General features: G+C 47.1%; 22 protein-coding genes and 1 pseudogene. 15 read left to right on the top strand and 8 right to left on the bottom strand.

The genetic code is table 11. The features are described 5' to 3' along the window. Positions 1 to 55 precede the first annotated feature (55 nt). On the top strand, positions 56 to 838 hold the full coding sequence (locus tag NYE28_RS18910) for a DeoR/GlpR family DNA-binding transcription regulator (protein ID WP_015418394.1): 783 nt from the start codon (positions 56 to 58) through the stop codon (positions 836 to 838). Then, entirely contained in the window at positions 835 to 1,692 is an 858-nt protein-coding gene (locus NYE28_RS18905; protein ID WP_342490216.1) for a Cof-type HAD-IIB family hydrolase, read from the top strand. Before NYE28_RS18910 ends, NYE28_RS18905 begins: the two co-directional genes overlap by 4 nt. Positions 1,693 to 1,804: 112 nt before the next feature. Here the strand turns inward: NYE28_RS18905 and NYE28_RS18900 are convergent, their stop codons facing one another. Continuing rightward, positions 1,805 to 4,579, bottom strand: coding sequence for a DEAD/DEAH box helicase (locus NYE28_RS18900; RefSeq protein WP_342490215.1), 2,775 nt, complete (start codon positions 4,577 to 4,579; stop codon positions 1,805 to 1,807). Beyond that, positions 4,566 to 6,176: an SWIM zinc finger family protein gene (locus NYE28_RS18895; RefSeq protein WP_020956456.1), complete on the bottom strand. Its 1,611-nt coding sequence runs from the start codon at positions 6,174 to 6,176 to the stop codon at positions 4,566 to 4,568. Before NYE28_RS18895 ends, NYE28_RS18900 begins: the two co-directional genes overlap by 14 nt. Positions 6,177 to 6,379: 203 nt before the next feature. Between NYE28_RS18895 and NYE28_RS18890 the strand changes: the two genes are divergently transcribed. The 12 genes from NYE28_RS18890 (at position 6,380) to NYE28_RS18835 (ending at position 16,559) form a co-directional block, all read left to right on the top strand. Then, a complete protein-coding gene (locus NYE28_RS18890; RefSeq protein ID WP_003151259.1) occupies positions 6,380 to 6,523 on the top strand; it encodes a hypothetical protein in 144 nt (47 codons plus the stop codon). A gap of 215 nt (positions 6,524 to 6,738) precedes the next feature. Then, positions 6,739 to 7,485 (top strand): Wzz/FepE/Etk N-terminal domain-containing protein, encoded by a 747-nt coding sequence (locus tag NYE28_RS18885; RefSeq protein WP_007407552.1) that lies wholly within the window; start codon positions 6,739 to 6,741, stop codon positions 7,483 to 7,485. Continuing rightward, positions 7,472 to 8,161 carry a CpsD/CapB family tyrosine-protein kinase gene (locus NYE28_RS18880; protein WP_007614272.1) on the top strand — a complete coding sequence of 230 codons (690 nt, stop codon included), beginning with the start codon at positions 7,472 to 7,474 and terminating at the stop codon, positions 8,159 to 8,161. Before NYE28_RS18885 ends, NYE28_RS18880 begins: the two co-directional genes overlap by 14 nt. A 45-nt stretch (positions 8,162 to 8,206) precedes the next feature. Continuing rightward, the gene (locus NYE28_RS18875; protein WP_160223325.1) at positions 8,207 to 8,971 is read left to right on the top strand and encodes a CpsB/CapC family capsule biosynthesis tyrosine phosphatase; all 765 of its coding nucleotides are present in this window, start codon (positions 8,207 to 8,209) and stop codon (positions 8,969 to 8,971) included. Between the two features lie 199 nt (positions 8,972 to 9,170). Next, positions 9,171 to 10,496, top strand: a complete 1,326-nt coding sequence (locus NYE28_RS18870; RefSeq protein ID WP_012118631.1) for a UDP-glucose/GDP-mannose dehydrogenase family protein — start codon at positions 9,171 to 9,173, stop codon at positions 10,494 to 10,496. 63 nt (positions 10,497 to 10,559) lie between these two features. Continuing rightward, entirely contained in the window at positions 10,560 to 11,348 is a 789-nt protein-coding gene (locus NYE28_RS18865; protein WP_098081828.1) for a YwqG family protein, read from the top strand. Positions 11,349 to 11,629: 281 nt separating this feature from the next. Further along, the gene (locus NYE28_RS18860) at positions 11,630 to 12,064 is read left to right on the top strand and encodes a DUF5082 family protein (protein WP_007407544.1); all 435 of its coding nucleotides are present in this window, start codon (positions 11,630 to 11,632) and stop codon (positions 12,062 to 12,064) included. Continuing rightward, positions 12,064 to 12,324, top strand: coding sequence for a YwqI/YxiC family protein (locus NYE28_RS18855; RefSeq protein ID WP_007407543.1), 261 nt, complete (start codon positions 12,064 to 12,066; stop codon positions 12,322 to 12,324). Before NYE28_RS18860 ends, NYE28_RS18855 begins: the two co-directional genes overlap by 1 nt. Before the next feature lie 19 nt (positions 12,325 to 12,343). Then, complete coding sequence (locus NYE28_RS18850) at positions 12,344 to 14,320, top strand: T7SS effector LXG polymorphic toxin (RefSeq protein ID WP_342490214.1); 1,977 nt, start codon at positions 12,344 to 12,346, stop codon at positions 14,318 to 14,320. After that, on the top strand, positions 14,317 to 14,829 hold the full coding sequence (locus tag NYE28_RS18845; RefSeq protein ID WP_025285392.1) for a hypothetical protein: 513 nt from the start codon (positions 14,317 to 14,319) through the stop codon (positions 14,827 to 14,829). The genes NYE28_RS18850 and NYE28_RS18845 overlap by 4 nt, the downstream gene beginning before the upstream one ends. 267 nt (positions 14,830 to 15,096) lie before the next feature. Then, positions 15,097 to 15,750, top strand: a complete 654-nt coding sequence (locus NYE28_RS18840; protein ID WP_025285391.1) for a hypothetical protein — start codon at positions 15,097 to 15,099, stop codon at positions 15,748 to 15,750. Positions 15,751 to 15,842: 92 nt separating this feature from the next. After that, positions 15,843 to 16,559 (top strand): endonuclease V, encoded by a 717-nt coding sequence (locus NYE28_RS18835; protein WP_160223323.1) that lies wholly within the window; start codon positions 15,843 to 15,845, stop codon positions 16,557 to 16,559. 157 nt (positions 16,560 to 16,716) lie between these two features. Here NYE28_RS18835 and chrA read toward each other — a convergent pair whose 3' ends face one another. Genes chrA through NYE28_RS18820 form a run of 3 tightly spaced genes read right to left on the bottom strand, consistent with a single transcriptional unit; the run spans position 16,717 to position 18,330 of the window. Beyond that, positions 16,717 to 17,253, bottom strand: coding sequence for a chromate resistance efflux protein ChrA (chrA, locus tag NYE28_RS18830; RefSeq protein WP_015418373.1), 537 nt, complete (start codon positions 17,251 to 17,253; stop codon positions 16,717 to 16,719). Continuing rightward, positions 17,250 to 17,840: a chromate efflux transporter subunit ChrB gene (gene chrB, locus NYE28_RS18825; protein WP_033574414.1), complete on the bottom strand. Its 591-nt coding sequence runs from the start codon at positions 17,838 to 17,840 to the stop codon at positions 17,250 to 17,252. The genes chrA and chrB overlap by 4 nt, the downstream gene beginning before the upstream one ends. Positions 17,841 to 17,853: 13 nt before the next feature. Further along, positions 17,854 to 18,330 (bottom strand): Lrp/AsnC family transcriptional regulator, encoded by a 477-nt coding sequence (locus tag NYE28_RS18820; protein ID WP_007407537.1) that lies wholly within the window; start codon positions 18,328 to 18,330, stop codon positions 17,854 to 17,856. A gap of 207 nt (positions 18,331 to 18,537) precedes the next feature. On the opposite strand from NYE28_RS18820, the gene ggt reads away from it, so the two are divergent. After that, on the top strand, positions 18,538 to 20,115 hold the full coding sequence (ggt, locus tag NYE28_RS18815; RefSeq protein ID WP_059367674.1) for a gamma-glutamyltransferase: 1,578 nt from the start codon (positions 18,538 to 18,540) through the stop codon (positions 20,113 to 20,115). A gap of 10 nt (positions 20,116 to 20,125) precedes the next feature. On the opposite strand, the pseudogene NYE28_RS18810 reads toward ggt, so the two are convergent. From NYE28_RS18810 to NYE28_RS18800, 3 genes and pseudogenes are all read right to left on the bottom strand, one after another. Then, a pseudogene (locus tag NYE28_RS18810) lies at positions 20,126 to 20,419 on the bottom strand (hypothetical protein); the annotation flags it as partial. A 164-nt stretch (positions 20,420 to 20,583) separates the two neighbouring features. Further along, on the bottom strand, positions 20,584 to 21,204 hold the full coding sequence (locus NYE28_RS18805; protein ID WP_003151304.1) for a flavin reductase family protein: 621 nt from the start codon (positions 21,202 to 21,204) through the stop codon (positions 20,584 to 20,586). 156 nt (positions 21,205 to 21,360) lie between these two features. Then, complete coding sequence (locus NYE28_RS18800; RefSeq protein WP_082998292.1) at positions 21,361 to 21,930, bottom strand: spore gernimation protein GerQ; 570 nt, start codon at positions 21,928 to 21,930, stop codon at positions 21,361 to 21,363. Positions 21,931 to 22,037 lie beyond the last annotated feature (107 nt).

Genomic DNA, 22,037 nt, shown 5'->3' with positions numbered 1-22,037 from the left:
TGGGATAAAAACTTATAATTACTTACAGATAAGTGACGAAAAAGGGAATGAGGACGTGTATCAAGAAGAAAGACTGATTGCGATAATGGAATATTTGAAACAGCATCGGCGGATCACCGCTGAACAGATATGTTCGCTGCTTCATATTTCAAGAGATACCGCAAGAAGGGACCTTGTAAAGCTGAAAGAGCGCGGGGCCATTATCAGAACACGGGGCGGCGCGATTCTGCCGTCGGTGAATCAGGAGGTTCCTGGCTATTCGGGCCGGCTGAAAACTGTTTCTGAAGAGAAAAACAAAATCGGCAAGCTGGCCGCATCCCTGATCCATAAAGGAGACCGGATCATCCTGGACACTTCGACAACCGTGCAGGCCTGCGCGGAGCATTTAAATGTCACCGGCTGCACTGTTATTACAAATTCGATCAATCAGGCCGATATCCTTTCCGCAAAAGAGGGAATTGATATTCACCTGCTCGGCGGAAAGCTCCAGAAGGAACATCGGTTTTTATACGGGGCTTCCGTTGTAGAAAAACTGGGGGATTATCACGCCGATAAGGTGCTGATCGGCGTTGTCGGCATCTCGGAAAACGGCCTGACGATTCCGCATGAAGAAGACGGCATGGTAAAGCGTAAAATGATCCGACAGGCTGAACAGGTGATTGCGCTGAGCGATCACTCCAAGCTTGGCCGTACGAGTTTTTACCAGTATGCAGACCTGCACGAGGTTGACCTGCTGATTACCGATCAGCTGCCTGATCAGGATTTTTGCGATCTGCTCGACCGGCACGGCGTAGAATTGCTTGTAACTGAATCTGAAGAAGAGGATGAGGACATGTGAAACTGATTGCCATAGATCTGGACGGCACACTGCTGAACAGCAGTCATCAAGTAAGCGATGAAAATGAGCGGGCTTTAAGGGAAGCCCGGCAAGCGGGAATTGAAATCGTGGTTTCCACGGGACGCGCGCATTTTGACGTGCACTTCATATTCGAACCGCTCGGCATAAAAACGTGGGTCATCAGCGCAAACGGAGCCGCCATTTATGCTCCTGACGGCAGCCTGTACCACTGTGATGCGATTGAAGAAACAAGAGCCCGCGGCATTTTGTCCTGGCTTGAAGAGAATCAATATTACTATGAGGTGTTTACAAACAAAGCCATCTATACGCCTGAAACCGGCAGGCAGCTGCTCGATATCGAAATGGACCGGGTGAAAAGCGCCAATCCGGAAACCGATCTTTCCGTTTTGGAACAGGCGGCTTCAGTGCAGTACAGCCAGTCCGGCTTTGCTTACATTCATTCATACCGTGAGCTCTTTGAGAAAGAAGAGCATCTGGATTTTTATAATATTCTCGGATTTTCGTTTGATGAGCGGAAGCTGAAAGCGGGCTGGGACCGATTCAGCGGTCATAAAGATCTCACCCTTGTCAGCTCTGCCGATCACAACTTTGAACTGGCGTCTCGAAACGCCTCTAAAGGGCAGGCGCTCAAACGGCTGGCGCAAAAGCTCGGCATTCCGATGGCTGAAACCGCCGCGGTCGGTGACAGCTTAAATGACTATTCAATGCTTCAGGCGGCCGGAAAAGGCATAGCGATGGGGAATGCGAGAGAAGATATTAAAGAGATCGCTGATGCCGTTACATTGACAAATGATCAAAACGGCGTTGCGCATATGATCAGGAATTTACTGTGAAAGGTATGGCGATACTGTTCATGACTGGCGTGACGCATTCATGGCAAATGCGGCGTAACAGTAAGGACGACATAAAAGACCGGCTCTTCTGAGAGAGCCGGCCTTTTTGCGTTTAATGTGATTGCGCCGAAGCGCTGAGGGTGAATAATTCTTCAAGCTCAGCGGATGACAGCTCGGTAATCCAATTTTCACTTTGGATAATCTGATCGTTCAGCGTTTGTTTCGTTTCGAGCATGGCATCAATTTTTTCTTCAATCGTTCCCGTCGTAATGAGTTTGTGAACGTGGACGAACCGTTCCTGGCCGATTCGGTAGGCGCGGTCGGTCGCCTGGTTTTCCACCGCCGGATTCCACCATCTGTCATAGTGAATGACATGATTGGCAGCCGTCAGGTTCAGGCCGGTTCCGCCCGCTTTCAGTGACAAAATCAGCGTCGGGTATTCTTTCTTCTGGAACCGTTCGACGAGAGAATCGCGTTCCTGCTTGGATAGGCTTCCGTTTAAAAACTGAACCGGTTCTCCGAATGTTTTTTCCAGGAGGCGCTTCATCATATTGCCCATCTGAATGTATTGGGTGAAAATGAGGCAGCTTTCCCCGTGTCCGCGGATCACCGCCATTAAATCAAGCAGCTTTTCCAGTTTGACGGATCTCCCGTTTAACAGCTCTGTCTGTTCTTCCTTCAAATAGAGCGCAGGATGGTCGCATATTTGCTTCAAGCGGCCGAGCATGCTCAGAATCAGCGCTTTCCGCTGCATCCCGGTCAGAGAAGCCATATGTTCAAATGTATCTTTGACAAGCTGTTCATAAAGGGATGCCTGTTCGGCTGAGAGCGGGATAAACTCTTTTTGTTCCAGCTTGTCAGGAAGATTAAGCGCCACTTCTTCATCCCGTTTTGTCCGGCGCAGTAAAAACGGCCGGATTAACTGCTGAAGCTGGTTGATTCTTTTTTCGTCACGGTCTTTTTCAATCGGCAGCACATAGCGTTTATGAAAGCCGGTCAGACTGCCGAGATAGCCTTTGTTCATAAAATCAAAGATCGACCAAAGCTCTGTCAGGCGGTTTTCCATCGGTGTTCCGCTCAGCGCGATATGATGGACGCCTTTCAGCTTTCTGATCGCGCGGGATTGCTTCGTATGCGCGTTTTTAATATTTTGCGCTTCATCAAGGCAGATGGTGCTCCATGTCACGGAAGAAAGCTCTTCCTGATCGGCGTGCGACAGGCCGTAAGAAGTAAGAACGACATCCGCGTCCTGATAGGCCGGGACAAATGCTTCCCCCTTCGGCCGGCGGGGGCCGTAATGAAGCACGGCCTTCAGCTGCGGCGCGAAGGTCTGGAGCTCACGCTGCCAGTTGCCGAGCACAGATGTCGGCGCAATGATTAAGGCAGGCGCTTTTTGCCGGCCGCTTTCCTTCACATGGAGAAAATAAGCGATCATCTGAATCGTCTTTCCAAGTCCCATGTCATCTGCGAGACAGGCGCCGAAGCCGTTTTCCCGTAAAAACAGAAGCCAGTTCATGCCATACATCTGATAAGGGCGGAGCTGGCCCTGAAACGCGGCGCTGACTTCATGCTCCGGCAGATCCCGGGCTTCCGTCAGTTTGCGGATCAGGCTTCTGAGCTGCTTTGATAATTCGATCTTGATCCCGGCAAATGCCGATGAGTCAATGATGTCCGTGTCCTCGGCACCGTTTTCCCCGTGATCCATCAGTTCGCGCGCCAGCACGTCGGACATGTGGAGGCCCTCAGATTCCGCTTTTTCCATCAGTTTTTTCATTTGTTTAATGAATTGAGGATCAATTTTCACCCATTGGCCGCGGATGTTGACGAGACGTCTGTTGTTTGCGACAAGCTCATTGAATTCATCCTCTGTCAGCTCAATTCCGTTTGTGGCGAATCTCCAGTTGAAATCAAGCAGAGCGTTCATGCCGACGAAGGACTCGCCCCGCGGCGAGGATGACACTTTTGCCTTGAGCATCATATTGCTGTCCCGGACAATCTGCCACCATGATGGGAGAAGAATCTCCACACCCATATCGACAAGCGTCTCACTCGCTTCCGATAAGAAGATCCAAGCCTCTTCTTCAGAAATCAGCGTCGTTCCTGAATCAAACGAAAGCCAGGGAACCGTTCTGCGGAAGCGGTCCTGTTCGCGCGCGATTTTTCCGCTGTATGCCTGCCACGCTTTTTTCAGTCCCTTCAGTCCGTCAAAAAAGGTGATGGAGCCGGTTTTTTTCTCACGTAAAAACATTTCGATTTTCCAGTCGTCACCGTCGAAATCAGGCTCGTTTAATCGGAGCCCGACGGTAAACGGCGTCAGATCGTCATGCCAGCCGATTCCCTCCAGAAAATCATCTTCATCCAAAAAGGAGCCTTTAAACGTATGAACGGCCGGTGAGCGGGTTTCGATCCGCCGCCATTTTTCCAGCAGGTCATCATTGTACTGAATGTAGTCCTGGACCGCGGCTGAGAACCAGTCTGCCGTAAAGCCTTCCAGCAAAAGCTCGCGGTCTTTGAAGCGCAGGACGCCATTTTGCCAAGCCTCATAGTCTGGAAGAAAATCGCCGTCGGCAATAAATTCGAATATCGTCGAAGCCGCTTCGATTAACGGTTCCGTTTCCTTTGTCAGCTGCACGGTGCTGAATGAATTGAACGAGTTTTTTCCGAGCAGCTCGACGGTCATCCACGGGCTGAGCAGAACGGCCGGAGTGCCGATGAAGCTGACGTCTTCAAGAAACGTTCCGTAAAAGGTGGACTCATGCCATTGGAACAAATGAGTCTTCATCTGACTGAGAGTAAGCGGCTGCTCCTTCTCATCATGGCTTGACAGCGTAAATGTCCAATCTTCCATTTGTTCTACATGAATGAAAATTTCCTTAAGACTCGCCATCAATCAACTTTCCTTTCTGCAATTCTTCTTGAAGGGCGCGCAGCCTCTTGTAGCTTGCGCTCAGCCGGCTGATATACCGCTCCCATACCTGCTGTTTTTTTGCCTTTTTATAAAGCGTCCGCAGTTTTTTCAGATGGCGCGCAGCCTCTTTATAGGCGCTGCGGTTTTTTTGGTCGATAAAAAAGGCCGCCGCCCGGTGATAGGAGGGGATGAGCGCTTCCGGATCACTGGCGGCAATTTCCTTCAGGATGTCCTTTTCGATTTCCCAGACGGAAAAACCGACGAGGCTGTGAATCTCCACCCACTCCGCGTACCGTCGTTTTTCGTACAGGTACTGGCTGTATTCGGTAAAGGTATAGGGAAGGCAGCCGGAAGCAAACCGTTCAAACAGCTGATCATCCCGTGAGTGCCGCGCATAATCCGCCAATAGCGCAAACAGCTCTCCGATGATGTCGCGCATTTCTTTAAACGGCTTATCAAGCTTCGTATAGTTCACGGCAAGCGGTTCGATCCGGCCATACCATGCTTTCAGCCGTTTCCAGTCTTTTTTCGCGGTGAGTTCACCGAGCCATTGAAAGGTATACGGCAGCGCTTCAGGAGGGAAGCGGGACATATCTTGGAAGACCGCTTCATCATCTTTTTGCAAAAAGGCCAGATGAAGCCGTCCGAACCGCACTTCCGGCGAAAAACGGCGCCCGCTTTCCTGTTCGAGAATCTCCTGTTCACGCGCGACCCATTTCGGCCGGTTCAAAAGCGCGCTCCACATTTCACCGAATACCCGGAGGCGTTCGTATTGAAAAAGCTCTTCTTTCACAAGCAGTCTGCGGAGCACCGGGGGCGTCCGGTCTAAAAAGGGATCGAGTGAAAAAGACAAAGCGTACGTTTTCAGTCTGTCAATGGAGGAATAAATCGTATCCATCAGCTGTTCCACGTATGGATTGATGCTGTAATAATCTTTTTCGGCATCCAATCTGCCTGACTCAATCAAAGTGAACATGTGAAGCCAGACGGCAAGCGCCGAATGAATCTGATATAAGCTTTTAAGCTCGGGTTTTTTCGGGGCGTGTTTTTTGAGCGCTGACAGATAGCCGTAATAAAGGCCCTGCATCGTCTGGCTTCCGGCCGGCGTCCGCGCCTCCCACAGCGAGAATTCCGAATCAAAAAAAGCGAGCCAGCTTGACAGCGACTCTTCATTCGGCAGCACTTTTTCCTGAAACTGCCGGCGGACAAGCTCCCTGCTTTCCTCAAGCTTTTCTCTTTCCAGCCAATGTTCGGTAAAGGTACCGACCCGCTCGAATTGGGCATATACGTAAAGAAAAACGGCCAGCACGTGGCGGCAGATCGCCTCAGACGGGCATGCGCAGCCGCTTTTCACCATGAAAAATAAGTTCAGCGTGACCCTTACAGGCACAACATCCTGCACATATGCGGAAATCTCTGTCGGGGTTTGAACCTGTATACGATAGACGGAATCCTGCCGATATAAAATGAGTGCTTTCTTCATCAGCTGAACATTGTCTTCATTGTAAGGAAGAAGTTCTTTAAGCTGTTCAGCCGCTGCGAGCACATCTTCTTTAGCAATCATATCCTGAAGCATGATTATCGCTCCTAACGAGTCACAAAATAAAAAGATTCCAATTCCTCTATTATATCGCAACACATGGCCCGGAAAAAGTTTTTCCTAAAAAAGGACATAAAAACCCGAATGTGTCGAATGATGTATTAGAGATTGCAAAACAGCACCCGACAGCATATAATAATCTTGTTTTCAATTTAATGGAAGCCGAAAGGAAACGAATGATGAAGAAAACGAAGTTAGATCAAGAGGAGTTTCTGAAGATTTTAATGCATGCGCACGACATTGGTGAGCAGTCCTCTGAGATGACCACAAAAGAAATGCTTGAGAATTTGATTTCTTATATTAAAAATGGATATGCAACATAAAATCCCGCAGGCTCTTGGCCGCGGGATTTTTTAATCTTCCTGTGACACCAGTATTTAAAGCGCTTACAAAATTAAAACAGATTGAAGTGATTGTCTATTTTTGTCGAATTTTGTCATTTGAAAAGGTTAGAAATGACAGTTTAAAACTGTATAATCGTAATTGGAAAAGATCATTGGAGGGAATGGGAATACGCGGAAAGTGATATGGAGGTTATATGGGAGAATCTACAAGCATAAAGGAAATATTCGCAATACTGAGAAAGCGTCTGCTGTTTATACTTATTATTACCGCGGCGGCATCTGCCGCAGGCGGACTCATCAGTTTCTTCGCTCTTACGCCGGTCTATGAAAACTCAACTCAAATTTTGGTCAGCCAATCCAAAAACAATCAAAAAGAAGTCCAATTCAATGATGTTCAAACCAACCTCCAATTAATCAACACGTATAATGTCATCATCAAAAGTCCGGTCATCCTCGATGAGGTGATTAAACAGCTGCATCTGTCCATGACTTCGAAAGAACTTGAATCGAAAATCACGGTGTCCAGCGAGCAGGATTCACAAGTCGTGACGATCGCCGTGCGGGATACGGATGCTAAGCGGGCGGCCGTTATGGCAAATGCGGTTGCAGCCGTTTTTCAGGACAAGATCACCGCCATTATGAACGTGGATAATGTCAGCATCCTTTCAAAGGCCGAAGCAGCGGACAGCCAGTCACCGGCAGAGCCTAACCGTAAGCTGAACATCGCGATTGCGTTTGCCGCCGGACTTTTGGGCGGAATCGGTCTCGCCTTTTTGCTGGAACATCTGGATAATACGATCAAATCGGAAGAACAGCTGGAATCGCTGCTCGGCATCCCGATCCTGGGAACGGTTACTTCAATCAGTACTAAAGACAGCGTTGCCAAAAACTTGAGGATGGCGGAAACCAAACAAGCGGGGGGCGGACATGTTGACGCGTAAAAAAGACAAACCCGGAAAACGAAGCGTGATTGCGATGTCTGAGCCGAAATCCATCAACTCAGAACAATATCGTACGATCCGCACAAACATTGAATTTTCTTCCGTTGATACGGAGGTGAAGTCCCTTTTGATCACATCCGCCGGTCCGGAAGAAGGAAAATCGACAACCGCGGCCAACCTTGCCGTCGTATTTGCACAGCAGGGGAAAAAAGTGCTTTTAATTGATGCGGATCTGCGCAAACCGACGGTTCATTTCACTTTCAAATTGGACAACGGAACCGGATTAACGTCGCTGCTGTTAAAACAGATGCCGTTTCAGAAAGCCGTCCTGCCGGCTGATGAAGCAAACCTGGATATTTTAACGAGCGGGCCGATCCCGCCCAATCCGGCGGAGCTTTTATCGACGGGTGCTATGAAAGATCTTCTGTCAGAAGCCGCCGCAGTTTATGATAAGGTGATTTTGGATACACCTCCCGTTTTGGCCGTAGCCGATACGAAAATATTAGGCAGCTACACTGACGGGGCCATTATGGTGATCTCAAGCGGGAAAACGGACAAGGAAAAAGCGGCCAAGGCGAAAGAAGCGCTCGATTACTGCCCGTGCAAGCTCCTTGGGGCCGTGATGAACGGGAAGAAACAAACGAAACACTCGGACTACGCCTATTACGGACAATAATGTCATAATGGGCGCGGTCCATTCTTTTTAAGGAGGGATTGAAATATGATAGATATCCATTGTCACATCCTTCCTTCCATAGACGACGGCGCGGCGGATGATACAGAAAGCCTGAAGATGGCGAGAGAAGCGGTCAGACAGGGGATTGATACGATCATCGCGACGCCGCATCATGTGAAATACCGCTATGACACGGACCGGCATACGGTCAACGAAGCGGTCAGCCTGTTAAACAAACGTTTGAACAAGGAAGGCATTCCGCTGACTGTTCTGCCCGGCCAGGAAATCAGAACAGACGGAGATCTGCTGACAGGTCTTCAAAGCGGCTCGCTTGTTCCGCTCCATAATACAAAGTATGTGCTGGCGGAATTTCCGGCGGATCATGTCCCGGCCTACACTGAAAGGCTGTTTTATGAACTGCAGCTGAACGGATATGTCCCCGTCATCGCCCATCCGGAGCGGAACAGAGAAATTCGCGAAAACCCTTCCGTCCTTTACAGTCTTGTGAAGAAAGGGGCGGCCGCCCAAGTGACGGCCGGCTGTATTGCCGGAGCATTCGGTCGGAAAGCGAAATCCTTTTCGCTGCAGCTGATTGAAGCGAATTTGATCCACTTTCTCGCATCTGACGCCCATAATCTCGGACCGAGAAATTTTTATTATCAGGAGGCGCTCGGCGTTCTGAAAAAAGAAGCAGGGGCTGAGCTGATTTACATGCTCGCGGAAAATGCGGCGCTTCTCGCTGAAAACAAAGCCGTTTATAAGGAACCTCCGCTGCCTGTGGCCCGCCGTAAGCGCTGGGGTCTTTTTTAATCGTCGTCTCCATCCCGTTTAAATGAAGCGTAAGCGGCTGTTTTGCAAGATGATTCTTTTATGCTTATGCTATTATCAGCGGCCGGCGCCGTTTTTTCCTATCATGACCTCAGGCTTCCGGCATTCAGCCGGTGCCGGGATCATATGATAATAACGGTAAGCTGCCCAGCAGCAATTTCTAAACGGTTGGGGGAACACGATGAAAATAACAGTGATCGGAACAGGCTACGTCGGTCTTGTGACAGGAGTGTCTCTTTCAGAAATCGGCCATGACGTAACATGCATAGATATTGATGAACGTAAGGTTGAGCAGATGAGAAAGGGATTGTCCCCTATCTTTGAACCGGGCCTTGAAGATATGATGAAACGAAATATCGGCCGGCATCGGCTGGCATTTGAAACGAGCTACGAAAAAGGGCTTGCGGAAGCGGACGTTATTTTTATAGCGGTCGGAACACCGCAAAAAGAAGACGGGCACGCAAACCTTACTTATATTGAAAATGTCGCCGAACGGATTGCCGAACATATTTGTAAAGATGCGATCGTCGTGACAAAAAGCACGGTTCCCGTGGGAACGAATGACAGGATCAGCGAAGTTATTCATTCACGGCTGAAAGCGGACGTGAACATTTCAATCGCCTCGAACCCGGAATTTCTCCGTGAAGGTTCGGCAATTCACGATACCTTTCACGGAGACCGCATCGTGATCGGGGCTGAAGACCGGCAGACGCGGGAAACGCTTGACCGGGTTTTCGCGCCGCTTGCGATTCCGGTATATCATACGGACATCAGAAGCGCTGAGATGATCAAATATGCGTCAAACGCATTTTTAGCGGCGAAAATCAGTTTTATTAATGAAATTTCTCATATATGTGAAAAAGTCGGTGCGGATGTGGAATCAGTCGCACACGGAATGGGATTGGATAAACGGATCGGCAATCAATTCTTAAGAGCCGGCATCGGTTACGGCGGTTCCTGTTTTCCGAAGGATACAAACGCCCTCGTGCAGATTGCGGGACATGTGGAGCATGATTTTGAATTGCTGAAGTCCGTCATTAAAGTCAACAATAACCAGCAGTCCATGCTGGTTGATAAAGTGCTGAACAGGCTCGGCGGTGTGACGGGGAAGACCATCGCGTTATTAGGGCTGTCTTTTAAGCCGAATACAGATGATATGCGGGACGCGCCGTCCATTGTCATTGCGGATCGTCTGGCGGCTCTTGACGCCCGGATGACAGCGTACGATCCGATCGCTTCATTCCGGGCTTCCGGGCTGCTTCCGGCTGAAGTTTCCTATCGGGAGTCCATAGAAGAAGCCGTCAGGGGAGCGGATGCCGTCCTGATTCTGACAGATTGGGAACAAATTAAACACTTCCCGCTTGAAGCGTACAAAGAGCTGATGGAAACCCCGGTTATTTTCGACGGGAGAAACTGCCACTCGCTTGAGGAAGCGGAACAGGCGGGCGTGGAATATATCTCAATCGGAAGAAGAGCCGTCGTGCCTCAGACTGATTCTGTCACTTGAAAGGCCGGCGGACCGCGCCGGCCTTTTATCATACAATCTTTAGAGACGAAGGAGATATTTATCGTGGAAAAAACATGGAAATTGCCGAAGCAAATGGAATCATCCCGCGGTCTGCTGGAAACGTCAGCACGGCCTTTTATCAAACTGCACGTCAAAAAAGCTGAAACGGGACGGTATGACAGTAAAATTGCAGGAGACCCCTATTTTCCGAAACATGAACCATATCCTAAAGATGAAAGCGGCAGGCCGATGAAGCTTCTCGCTCAAATCAATTTTGCGGATATGCCCGGACTCCCTGATTTTCCGGACACCGGCATTCTTCAGTTTTACATATCGGTCAGTGATGACGTATACGGTCTGAATTTTGACGACGGGTGCGCGCAAACGGGTTTCTGCGTCAAATATTTTGAACATGTGACAGCAGAAGAAGCGGAGCTCATGGATGATTTTTCTTTCGTTCAGGTTGAAGAGGAGTACGATTTTCCGATTCAATCCGAAGCGCTGATCACCCCTGAGCTGTCTGCTGAATGGGTGCTCCCGTCTGATTTTCAATTCGGGCAGTATGCCGGGATGGATGCCTTTGACTATTTCGAGCAGTTTGACGATGAGGTGTATGACGAATATACGGCGAACGCATTCGGCCATAAAATCGGCGGCTATGCGTCCTTCACCCAGGAAGATCCGCGGTCTTACTCCCATCAAAACCATACAATTCTGCTTTTGCAAATTGATTCAGATGATGACATTGATTCGATGTGGGGAGATGTGGGAATCGCCAATTTCTTTATCAGACCAGAAGATTTGAAGAAAAAAGATTTCTCAAACGTTTTGTACAACTGGGACTGCAGTTAACGACGGTATGATGATCATGATACAAGGCAAAGGAGACGGTTAATCACTGTCTCCTTTTTTTTTAGGGAATTTATCATGGATACATAGAGGAGATCGATGAATGGATATGCCGTTTATGTGAGTCTTTTGGCGTTAATGATGAGCATCTCGGCTGTTGAAAATAAGCCATTTAACCTATTTAAGCTGCTTTCTGTCTATTTTAAAATATAATATATGGAAATATAGTATGGAAAAGTCTGTGCTTTTTGTACGACTTTTTGCGTAAGACGAGGTGAAAACAGATGAGCCATTCAAGCACATTAAGCCATATTAACAGCACGATCAGCCATAAACTGGGCGAGGTTGAACACCAAATTGATAAATTAAAAGAAGCGAAAAGAGAGATAGAATCTCTGCAGGAAGAGGGCGTATCTGAAATCAGGGACATCCTGAGGCCGCACCTGGACCATCATTGGACCGGCACTTTTGCTGAAGAATTTGATGACCGGCGCGATCAGGCCCATACAGAAGCATACAGAATCGTCACAGACAAATACGACGGTTATATTTACCGAATCGGCTTAAAGATGACACAGCTTGAAATTGAAAAAGGAGGGCTCCTTGCCGCCAGAAGCATCGCGAGAGAGGCAGAGCACCTGCTGACGCTGGGAGAAGAAGCCCTTGACACGGTCGGAGAAAAAATACAATCAATCAAAAGAAGCTGGAGTTGGTTTTAATGGCAGAAATAAAACTCAAATACGGAACCGTCATGAAGCAGCTTGAATCCGTCAGCAGCGCTTTGGAGGCTGTTTCGATCGGGAACGCCGGTTCAAACGGAAAAAACAAGCTCGACTATACCTCCAAGTACCAATCCCGCGAGGCAAAGCTTGTATCGATGATCAGCGAATACAAGCAGGCCGTTCATAAGAATATCGCGGACGTTAAAGACAACGTAGATTCTTTGAAAGAACAGGACGAGGCGATCGCCGTAAAATAACGAAAGAAAGGACTTGCCGATGAGCAAAGTGTTTGAATCACAATCGTTAACGGACGAAGCAGATAAGAGAAAGAAACAATACGAAGCCCTTGAAGAGCAGCTGCGTGCGCTCAAACAAGCCTTTCAAGGCGTGGCCGATCTGGGTGAGGCTTTGAAAGGGAAAGGCGCAGACAATATAAAAGATTTTTTTCAGGGACAAGCGGAAATCGCCGACAGCTGGCTGACGCTTGTCTCTGCTCAAATTGCGTTTTTAAATGGCATTTCAGGTGACATTAAAGATCAAGAACTCAGCGATACATATGTGGAGACTTCATTTTTGGAGCATGAGCTGCCCAACGCGGATTTGAAAGCTTCAGAGATTGTCTCCGCTCATAAAGCAGAAATCGATTCAATTTTGTCAGGCATCAGCGATATTATTCATCTCGACACATATACGCTGGATGATTACGCTGATAAAATGGGCGATGCCCAGAAAACCAGACGTGACACGATCACGGCAGTCGATACGCTTGATGAATCCCTGACTGCTGAATATCAAAACTTAGAATCTCTGGACAACGCCGTGCTCAGCAAATATTCTGTTCTCATGCAAGCCACCAGCAACGGGAAAAGCGCATCCCCTATGTACTATGACAAAAAAGCCTTCCACAGCAATGAAATCTACAAAAGCGTCACGGCGACAGAAAAACAGGGAATGGACTATATTGACGCAAAAGCCCAGCAGGCCGAAGCAAGACGGCTTCAGGAAAAGGCTGAAGAAGAAGCCAATAAACCATGGTACGAAAAAACATGGGACGGCATCTGCAACTTTACCGGCGAAGTCACCGGCTATTATGATTATAAAAGAGCAGCCGAAGGCGTTGATCCGGTGACCGGAGAAAAGCTCTCCACCGCAGAACGCGTCACAGCAGGAGCGATGGCCGCCGCCGGATTCATACCGGTCGTCGGCTGGGCGGGCCGCGCTTTCAAAGGCGGAAAAGCCATTTACAAAACCGGAAAAACCGTCATTGCCGCAGAACATGCTTTAGATGCCTATAAAACCGGAAAATCCTTAGACATTCTCAAAATGACAGAAATGGGCGCATACGGCCTTGTCGCCTCAAACGGATTCACAGAAGCCGTCACAGGCAGAGATATGTTCGGAAACAAAGTGTCCGAGGAGAAGCGGAAGCAAGGGGCACTGGAAGCTGCGCTGAGTTTGGTTGGAGCCGGTGCATTGGCGAAGCATGTAAACAAAGGCATACCGCTTGCAAAATCGCCACAAGCATCAAAAGTTGAAAAAGGGAAAAAGATTCTAGACCAAGTAAAAGAATTCAAAGTACCGACGAATGTAAAAATTCGTGTCCACAAGACTGTCACACCGGATGGCGCAACTTTCCCAATCATTCATGCTGATGTGAAAACGACTGCTGTGAAAGATCTTGGGGTTGTGAAGATGGCTGGTAGTGGTAAAGGCACTAAGGGTCCGATGATAGAGCAGAAGAGGAAAATACCAGGACGACCGGGTCATACAACAAAAAGCGATTCAACTGAACTTGGGAAAAACTTGTTAGAATCTATGGGATTACCGCGGTCATCAAAATGGACTGGATACCAAGCCCAACATATTATTCCTGGAGAGCTATATAACCATCCTATAATTAAAAAAATAGGAATGGAAACAAATCATGCATCGAATGGTATTTTCTTACCAATACCTGCAGAGGCAATAAGTACTTTGTCTAGACATAGAGGTTATCATAGTGTTTATAATAATGTTGTAAAAAAACAGTTGAATAAAATGGACATTAATGAAAGTGTTGAAGTTTTAGAACAACAAGTTTATGAATTACAGCAAAAACTAAAATTAGGGGTAGAAAAAGGAATACCTCTTTATAAATCGAAAATCAAAAATATGGGAAAATTTTATAAAAAAGGTCAAAACAAAAAGCTCCCTATCTGGCAAAGAGGCGGGGGAGCTACAGAGGAATTATGGGAAAGGTGGTTAAATAAATGAGTAGTTTCGGTGAATATAGCGATTTAGTGGAAGAGGTAATTGACTTTATTAAGCATGGAGAATTATTTAAAAATAATAATCGGAATTTGTCTGATATTACAGTTACAGAAGATTTTGAGATTGCACAACAATTAGCATGGTCTCAAGATACTGATGAAGTTGAAGTAATTTGGCAAGATATAAAATCAAATGAAACCGGCCAGTTGCTGGGTATAATTTTAAATAATGATCACTTAAAAACAATAGATGAAGAATTATCGAATATTTTCAATTCTGATGATAACTATTCTGAAGAGTTTATTCCTATGGATTTTTGGGATATTGCTGAAGAAGTAGAGTCAGATCTGTATAAATGTGCAATCAATCGTCTGGTAAACGGTAATAAAGACAATCTTTTTGAGAAAATGTTTCAAGTATATAAATCCGGCGGATGGCCTTGTGGATGGAAAGGTATATATCCTGAAGGTCAATTAGTCGCTTTTATACCCCCGAAAGCTATGAATGATTAGTATATTTATTTGGGTTGTACCCATAAGGAGATTGAACCTTATTAAAATTAAAGATTAGGAAATGAATAGTTACTAACAGAGGTTCTCATGGTAAGAAAACATAATAAATTAGATGTTCCAAAAGCGAATATACATTCCAGATATTAACATTAGGGGATGCCTTGTTTACTGATGTATTAGAATTGCTATAGTTAAGAGCTTGCCGTGTTGTCATCGGCAAGTTTTTTTATAGATAATATAACAATGTGGAATACAAGGAGAAGCAGGATGGACAGAGATCAAATTTCTCAATTGCAGCCATTAAAAATCTGTAATGGCTGGTCTGTAGTACAGAACAATTTAAATTCAGAAAAAAGAATGGAAGAAACATATGAATTATTAAACCTCCAAAATGAGAAACGAAATGCATTAATTAAGGTAATTTATGAAAGTGAACAATATCATATCAAATTAGTAAGCTTGAAAAAGGATAAGATTTATAAAGAAGACTCTTTTAATGAAATGGAACAATTATTGGAAGAGTTAGAATATCAAATCTGGACTGTGGGAAGTGGGGTTTTAGAGGGTTTGCAGCAGCTAAGCCAACATGTTCCCAATTTCTTAAGACTTAAGATACCGGCGGATTGGACTGTTGATTATATTACATTAAAAGATACTGACCCTAAAACTCTAGAGGAAAATGATGATGCTTGGTTATTTGACTTTAATCAAGACCTCCTGCAGATTTCTCATAAAACTAAAAATTTGCTGCTTGATGTAGGGTGGTACCCAGAAGGCGATCCAACCGGCAGTTATGGCATTGAACTGATAAAAAACGAAGATTGGGAAAATCCTTTAGAAGATATTATGTGTACTGAACTTAAAGAATTACTTAAACAATTGGATCATATTTTTATGAAAGAAATGAAAAATGAATTTTAATAAAAGATATAATTTGTTGAAGGAGTCTTCGCTAGATCGACACACAGGACGATTGAGAGCAAAGACTATTTTAAGAGAGGAAAACCAATGAAATGAAAATACATCAAATTCACGATTTTGATCTAAATGATGAATCGGATTTTATTCGAACACAACAATCCCTAATACATAAAATCAACCTATCCCCCGTCATCCATCCAGACTCCGTCAACACATGCGCAGGCGTCGACCTCGCTTATTGGGAGCAGGACGGGGAACCGTACGGCGTATGCAGTATCATCGTGATTGACGCTGATACAAAAGAAGTGATTGAAAAAGTGCACAGCATGGGGAAAATCAGCGTGCCGTATGTTTCCGGTTTTCTTGCGTTTCGCGAGCTGCCGCTGATCATTGAAGCGGCCGAAAAGCTGGAGGCGGAGCCGGATGTGTTTTTGTTTGATGGCAACGGGTATCTGCATTACAATCATATGGGCGTTGCCACCCATGCGGCTTTTTTTCTGGGTAAGCCTACAATTGGGATTGCGAAAACCTATCTCAAAATCAAAGGCTGCGATTTTGAGATGCCCGAAAATGAAGTCGGCGCCTGCACCGATATTCTCATTGACGGCGAGGTATATGGCCGGGCGCTTCGGACACGGCGGGACGTGAAGCCTATCTTCTTGTCTTGCGGACATAACATTGATTTAGAAAGCAGCTATCAGATCACAATGAAAATGATCAATCGAGACAGCAGGCTGCCGATCCCTGTCCGTCTGGCTGACCTTGAAACGCATGTTTTGCGAACGTTTTATCGGAAAAATCACGTGTAACACTTGCAGTCCGGGAGGCTGCAAATGTTTTTTATTGATCAGGCCATCTGGGGGGATGACAGGAACCACATGTAAGAAGCATAGACGAAGAAACAGTTATCTATATCGAACAACATATCGGGACTGAAACAAAAAGCACCTGTCCAGGTGCTTTTCTTTATAAATGAGGAACCACAAGCCCTCCATACAAAAACGCCGCGATAATCAGGAAGGCCGGATGCATCTTGAATTTTGTCAAGGCAAGAAGGGAAATCCCCGCAATCACTATCGCTTGAACCCAGCCGATCGCTTTGATGCCGTCTGCGCCGATTTGCCAGGTAAGAATGAGCATCATGACGGCGATGACAGGCTGGACGGACAGCGTCATGCCTTTGATGACGGGTGATTGGCGGAAGCGCTGAATGATGCGCAAGAGGACGATCAATGCGAGCGCCGACGGTACGACGGTGGCGATCAGCGCAATCAGGAACCCGGGCCATCCGCCTGCGCTGTAGCCGACATACGCCGCGATTTTGGTTGCGATCGGGCCCGGCAATGCGTTCGCAAGCGCGAGCATATTTGAGAATTGATCGTTTGAGAGCCAGCTGTATCTGTTGACGACTTCTTCAAACATCAGCGGGATCGACGCCGGTCCGCCTCCATATCCGAGTACGTTTGCGACAAAAAACGCCATAAATACATAAATCATGATCATGAGGCCGACATTCCTTTATCTTTTGAACGTTTATTTGTGATTTTGTCTTTCAATTTAAAATGAAACGCGCCGTATGCTAAGAAAATAATAATGACAAAGCCGGGATTGATCTGTAACGTTTGCAGGCCGATAAAAGCGATGATAAAAAACAGAATGCCGGTGACCCAGCCGAAACCTTTAAGCGCTTTTTGGCCAAACTCGTACGCCATAATGCCGAGCATGACGGCGATTACCGGTGTTACGGCGCCAATCATGCCGGCAACAATTGCTGAGTGGCTTAAGACATTGACAGCCGCAAACAAGCCCGCCATAGCAAGGCATGTAGGCAGAATATGGGCAAGGGTTGCCACGATTGCGCCTAACGTGCCTTTCAGCTTAAAGCCCAGATACGCGGCCATTTTTGTGGCAATCGGTCCGGGAAGCGCATTTGCGATCGCTAATATTTCTCCGAATTCATCATCATCTATCCATTTGTATTTATTGACGGCTTCATGGCGGATGAGCGGGATCACGGAAGGTCCGCCTCCGAATCCGAAAATGCCCGTTCGGACCATCGCCGCCGTAATGTCCCAATAGGGATGTTTCATGGCTATGTCCTCCTTACAGCTTCATGCCCGTTCTGCTTTTATACCGTTTAATCAGCATTTGGCAGTCGACGCTGACGACGCCTTTTTGCGTATAGAGCCGTTTTGTCAAAAACTCTTCCATCTCCTGATCATTTGCGAAAATACCGTGCATATGCAGCTTGCTCGGTCCGGTCATATGATAAAGGCTTGTCACTGCCGGTTCCTTTTCAAGCTTTAATGCGGTTTCCTCCAAATACTGCGGCTCCACCTCCACATTAAAAAACACGGACACATGGCGGCCGATTTTCGCCGGGTTGATGACAGCGGTGAATTTTTCAATCACACCGGCATCCAGTAAATGCTGAATGCGGTGCTGAACCGCCACTCGCGATAGGTTAACCCGCTTTCCTACGTCTGTATAGGAAATCCTCCCTTCCTCGTGCAAAATCGAAAGAATCTGTTTATCCGTTTCATCAAGGACAAGATTCGGAATGCTGTATTCATGTTCCAACCCGCTTCACCTTCCTTCATTTGGTAGACATTATTGTATCATGAAACATTACGGTATGAAGGGAGAAATTTTTTATTGTTTTCGATACGTAATAACTTAGAATTATTTCTTATCGAAAAGTAAATAGTATGTGAGATTTTCTTTCAGGAATGTGGATGGCCGCGAAGCCGCTTTTTATACTTGAGAAAATTTGTAAAGGGGCTTGCCATGAATACTTCAACCATCGGAACGAAACAAATGGTCGTCAGTCCGCATTATCTCGCTTCTCAGGCGGGGGCCGGCATTCTGGAAAAGGGCGGAAACGCGTTTGACGCGGCAGTGGCGGTCAGCGCCTGTCTGGCAGTCGTGTATCCGCATATGACGGGCCTTGGTGGGGATTCATTTTGGCTCACTTACCATAAAGAAACGGGACGAATCAAAGCTTATAACGGAAGCGGCCGTTCAGGGAAGCATGTGACGAGAGACTTGTATCGGGGCAGAGAAGCGATCCCTCTGCGCGGGACAGAAAGCGCCATTACCGTTCCGGGAATGGCGGACAGCTGGGATGCCGTGCTTTCGGCGTACGGGCGTCTTTCGCTCGCTGAGGTGCTGAAGCCAGCTCTTGATTATGCGGCAAACGGATTTCCGGTGTCCGCCGACCAATGCGCCCACACAGAACGCAATCTCGCTCTTTTAGCCTCGATGCCTTACACCTCGGCCATTTTTACGAGAAACAAAAAAGCGCCCACGCCCGGTGAACGGTTTGTCCAAAAGGATCTGGCGGCCAGCTTGGAGCAGCTTGCCGAGAAAGGCAGAAGCGCTTTTTATGAAGGAGACCTCGCTCAACGCATCACATCCTTTCTGCAAAACAACGGCAGCCGTCTGACACTTGATGACTTTAAAGCCCACCGCGGCGAGTGGACGAACCCGGTATCCTCCGATTACCGCGGGCGCAAAATCTATCAGGCTCCGCCGAATTCACAGGGCTTTACAGGCTTAATGACGCTCAATATATTGGAAAACTATGATTTTTCTCAGATTGAACACGGTTCCTTTGACTATTATCATCTGCTGATCGAGGCGCTGAAGAAGAGTTTTCAGCACCGGAATGAAGTGCTGACTGATCCGGCATTTTCTCATATTCCGCTGGATCGGCTGCTTGATAAACGGTATGCAAAGCAGCTTGCGGAAGAAATCGGTAACGTGGCTGCGCCGGCGGTAAGCCGGCCGGTCGGAAGCGACACAGCTTATGCCGCCGTCGCCGATGCGGAAGGAAATGCCGTTTCCTTTATTCAGAGCCTCTATTTCGAGTTCGGATCTGCCGTTACAGCCGGGGAGACGGGCATTCTGCTGCAAAACCGCGGGTCATTTTTTTCGCTGGACGAATCCCATGTCAATACACTTGAACCCTGCAAGCGGACGTTCCACACCCTCATGCCGGCGATGGCCTGTAAAGAAGGAAAGCCTCACATCCTGTACGGAACTCAGGGAGGAGAAGGCCAGCCGCAAACTCAGACAGCGATGATTACGCGCATCATTGATTACAAAATGGACCCCCAGCAGGCGATCAATGAGCCGCGCTGGGTCTGGGGACGGACATGGGGAGAGGAGTATGAAGGGCTGAGGGTTGAAAGCAGAATCAGCCCTGAGACGAGAGAAGCTCTAAGGCAGAGCGGCCACCGCGTCGAGACCGTTGGTGATTTTGACGGGCTTATGGGCCATGCGGCAGCGATCGTCATTGATGAAGAAGGCTTTCTCCAAGGCGGGGCCGACCCGCGCGGCGACGGAGCGGCCGCAGGAGTATAGAGCTACGCTGACTGATGAAAAAAATAAGCACGCCAAGCGCGGCAGAAAGACCCGCGTAAAACGAATCGTACACATATTGCTTTTCCTCCCGCCGGTGCCGCCATTCCATTATGCCGCTGCAGCAAAATAGAAACAACTCCCGCAAATACGTACATTTCATTGAAAAAAGTCACCGCTGCGATGCCCGTAATAAGCAGTGTGATTTCGATTAATCGATATTGAGAACTTTGACGGCAAATACTTGAAACATAAGGCTGAGCAAAATAAATACGGCTGAAAAAATCAGTAACTGAATGAAATCCATCATCTGCCTCCTAAAAATGTGTCACTCGTTTCATACGGGTGATGGCCTTGTAAGTTTCGGCATTCTATAAGACATTAGGCTGAGTTACATGGTAAAAGACTCAAAAAGACCCCTTTCGAAAGGGGTCTTTTTGACTAGTTTCTTCTATTATAATGGTTCCTGCTTCAGGTCGGGCGGACAAGCGTATATGTCTTCCCGAGTCTGACGTATTCATTCCCCGCGAGCCTTGCCGCAGGCTTCAGCTCATCTGTCCGTATGTAGCCTTTATCGGCGTCATATACTTGGTCATTCAAATGAAAACAAACGACTCTGCCGATGATGAGGTCTGTCGTCGTTTCTCCGCTGTCATTTTGGAACGGAAGATGGCGTTCGAGTATACATTCAAACCTCACTTTTGCTTCTTTTATACCGGGAACGCTGATGCAAGCGCTGTCTGTCACAGAAAGGTCTGTCATGCCAAGCTCACTGACATCAGGATCAAGCCTTGCCGCCGTTTTGTTAATGTCTTCAATAATGGACTCATCACTGACGTGCACCACGAATTCCCGATGAGCGATTGCGTTTCTCGCGGTGTCTTTCTGCCGACCGTCCGCGCGGCTGACTGAGATGGCCAGAAGCGGCGGTTCTGCGGAGACAACGTTATAGAAACTGAAGGGCGCCGCGTTTACGGCGCCGTTGATGGATGACCGCGTAGTGACAAATGCGATCGGCCGGGGAACGACTGTGCCCGAAAGCAATTTGTAAGTGTCTTTTGCGTTCAGTTCGTCTGCTCGTAAGATATGCATGATTTCGGCCGCCTTTCTTTATCGTATGACCTGATTATACAGAAAGAAAATTCGGAAACACAACAAAAGAAAACCGGCTGCATATCTTATCACGTGGCATATATCTGATTGAGGAAAAAGGCTTCCGTTTAGCCGGCAGCCTATTTACGAATGGTGTTACTTGTAGTTTTTCTTTACAACCCAGATGTTCCCGTCTTTCCAGTACTCTGTTTTGCTGCAGTAATCGTCTTTTTTGCAAGGGTCTTTTTTCTGAGGACGATAAGGTTTTTTCTGCGTGCGTTTTTTCTTGCGGCGGCATGATTTTTTGTGGCTGCGTGATTTTTTGTGAGACCGGCATGATTTTTTACGGCTGCGAGATTTTTTGTGAGAGCGGCGCGATTTTTTATGGCTGCGAGATTTTTTGTGAGAACGGGATTTTTTATGGCTGCGAGATTTTTTGTGAGAACGGGACTTTTTATGGCTGCGCGATTTTTTGTGAGAACGGGATTTTTTATGGCTGCGAGATCTTTTGTGAGAGCGGCACGATTTTTTATGACTGCGAGATTTTTTGTGAGAGCGGCATGATTTTTTATGACTGCGAGATTTTTTGTGAGAACGGGATTTTTTATGCTTGCGAGATTTTCTCTTCTTACTGCTTTTTGGTTCTTGGTACAAATAATCTTCCAATCCCTCGGTGCTTGCGGACTTTACTGCTTCTTCGATATCAGAATGGGAATAGTGGCCCATTTTGAAACCTCCTCATGATATATGTTTTAAGGATGCGATCCTTACTACCACATAGTACGCATGAATGAAAAAAGTGTATGTGTGATTCGCTGAGTTTTATATAAAAA

The organism is Bacillus sp. FSL R5-0443, from assembly GCF_038608285.1.
In the GTDB taxonomy this organism is placed as follows: Bacteria; Bacillota; Bacilli; order Bacillales; family Bacillaceae; genus Bacillus; species Bacillus velezensis.
The sequence above is the reverse complement of the archived record's forward strand: the minus strand, read 5'-3'. Positions and strand labels throughout refer to the sequence as shown.

What these genes read in the sequence shown, in the direction of transcription:
- NYE28_RS18840 (WP_025285391.1), top strand. Translation starts at nt 15,097, where the DNA reads ATGGACAGAGATCAAATTTCTCAATTGCAGCCATTAAAAATCTGTAAT.
- NYE28_RS18900 (WP_342490215.1), bottom strand. Translation starts at nt 4,579, where the DNA reads ATGGCGAGTCTTAAGGAAATTTTCATTCATGTAGAACAAATGGAAGAT.
- NYE28_RS18885 (WP_007407552.1), top strand. Translation starts at nt 6,739, where the DNA reads ATGGGAGAATCTACAAGCATAAAGGAAATATTCGCAATACTGAGAAAG.
- chrB (WP_033574414.1), bottom strand. Translation starts at nt 17,840, where the DNA reads ATGAAACATCCCTATTGGGACATTACGGCGGCGATGGTCCGAACGGGC.
- NYE28_RS18855 (WP_007407543.1), top strand. Translation starts at nt 12,064, where the DNA reads ATGGCAGAAATAAAACTCAAATACGGAACCGTCATGAAGCAGCTTGAA.
- NYE28_RS18805 (WP_003151304.1), bottom strand. Translation starts at nt 21,204, where the DNA reads ATGCATATCTTACGAGCAGACGAACTGAACGCAAAAGACACTTACAAA.
- NYE28_RS18870 (WP_012118631.1), top strand. Translation starts at nt 9,171, where the DNA reads ATGAAAATAACAGTGATCGGAACAGGCTACGTCGGTCTTGTGACAGGA.
- NYE28_RS18850 (WP_342490214.1), top strand. Translation starts at nt 12,344, where the DNA reads ATGAGCAAAGTGTTTGAATCACAATCGTTAACGGACGAAGCAGATAAG.
- chrA (WP_015418373.1), bottom strand. Translation starts at nt 17,253, where the DNA reads ATGATCATGATTTATGTATTTATGGCGTTTTTTGTCGCAAACGTACTC.
- ggt (WP_059367674.1), top strand. Translation starts at nt 18,538, where the DNA reads ATGAATACTTCAACCATCGGAACGAAACAAATGGTCGTCAGTCCGCAT.
- NYE28_RS18845 (WP_025285392.1), top strand. Translation starts at nt 14,317, where the DNA reads ATGAGTAGTTTCGGTGAATATAGCGATTTAGTGGAAGAGGTAATTGAC.
- NYE28_RS18860 (WP_007407544.1), top strand. Translation starts at nt 11,630, where the DNA reads ATGAGCCATTCAAGCACATTAAGCCATATTAACAGCACGATCAGCCAT.
- NYE28_RS18835 (WP_160223323.1), top strand. Translation starts at nt 15,843, where the DNA reads ATGAAAATACATCAAATTCACGATTTTGATCTAAATGATGAATCGGAT.
- NYE28_RS18890 (WP_003151259.1), top strand. Translation starts at nt 6,380, where the DNA reads ATGAAGAAAACGAAGTTAGATCAAGAGGAGTTTCTGAAGATTTTAATG.
- NYE28_RS18800 (WP_082998292.1), bottom strand. Translation starts at nt 21,930, where the DNA reads ATGGGCCACTATTCCCATTCTGATATCGAAGAAGCAGTAAAGTCCGCA.
- NYE28_RS18880 (WP_007614272.1), top strand. Translation starts at nt 7,472, where the DNA reads ATGTTGACGCGTAAAAAAGACAAACCCGGAAAACGAAGCGTGATTGCG.
- NYE28_RS18895 (WP_020956456.1), bottom strand. Translation starts at nt 6,176, where the DNA reads ATGCTTCAGGATATGATTGCTAAAGAAGATGTGCTCGCAGCGGCTGAA.
- NYE28_RS18875 (WP_160223325.1), top strand. Translation starts at nt 8,207, where the DNA reads ATGATAGATATCCATTGTCACATCCTTCCTTCCATAGACGACGGCGCG.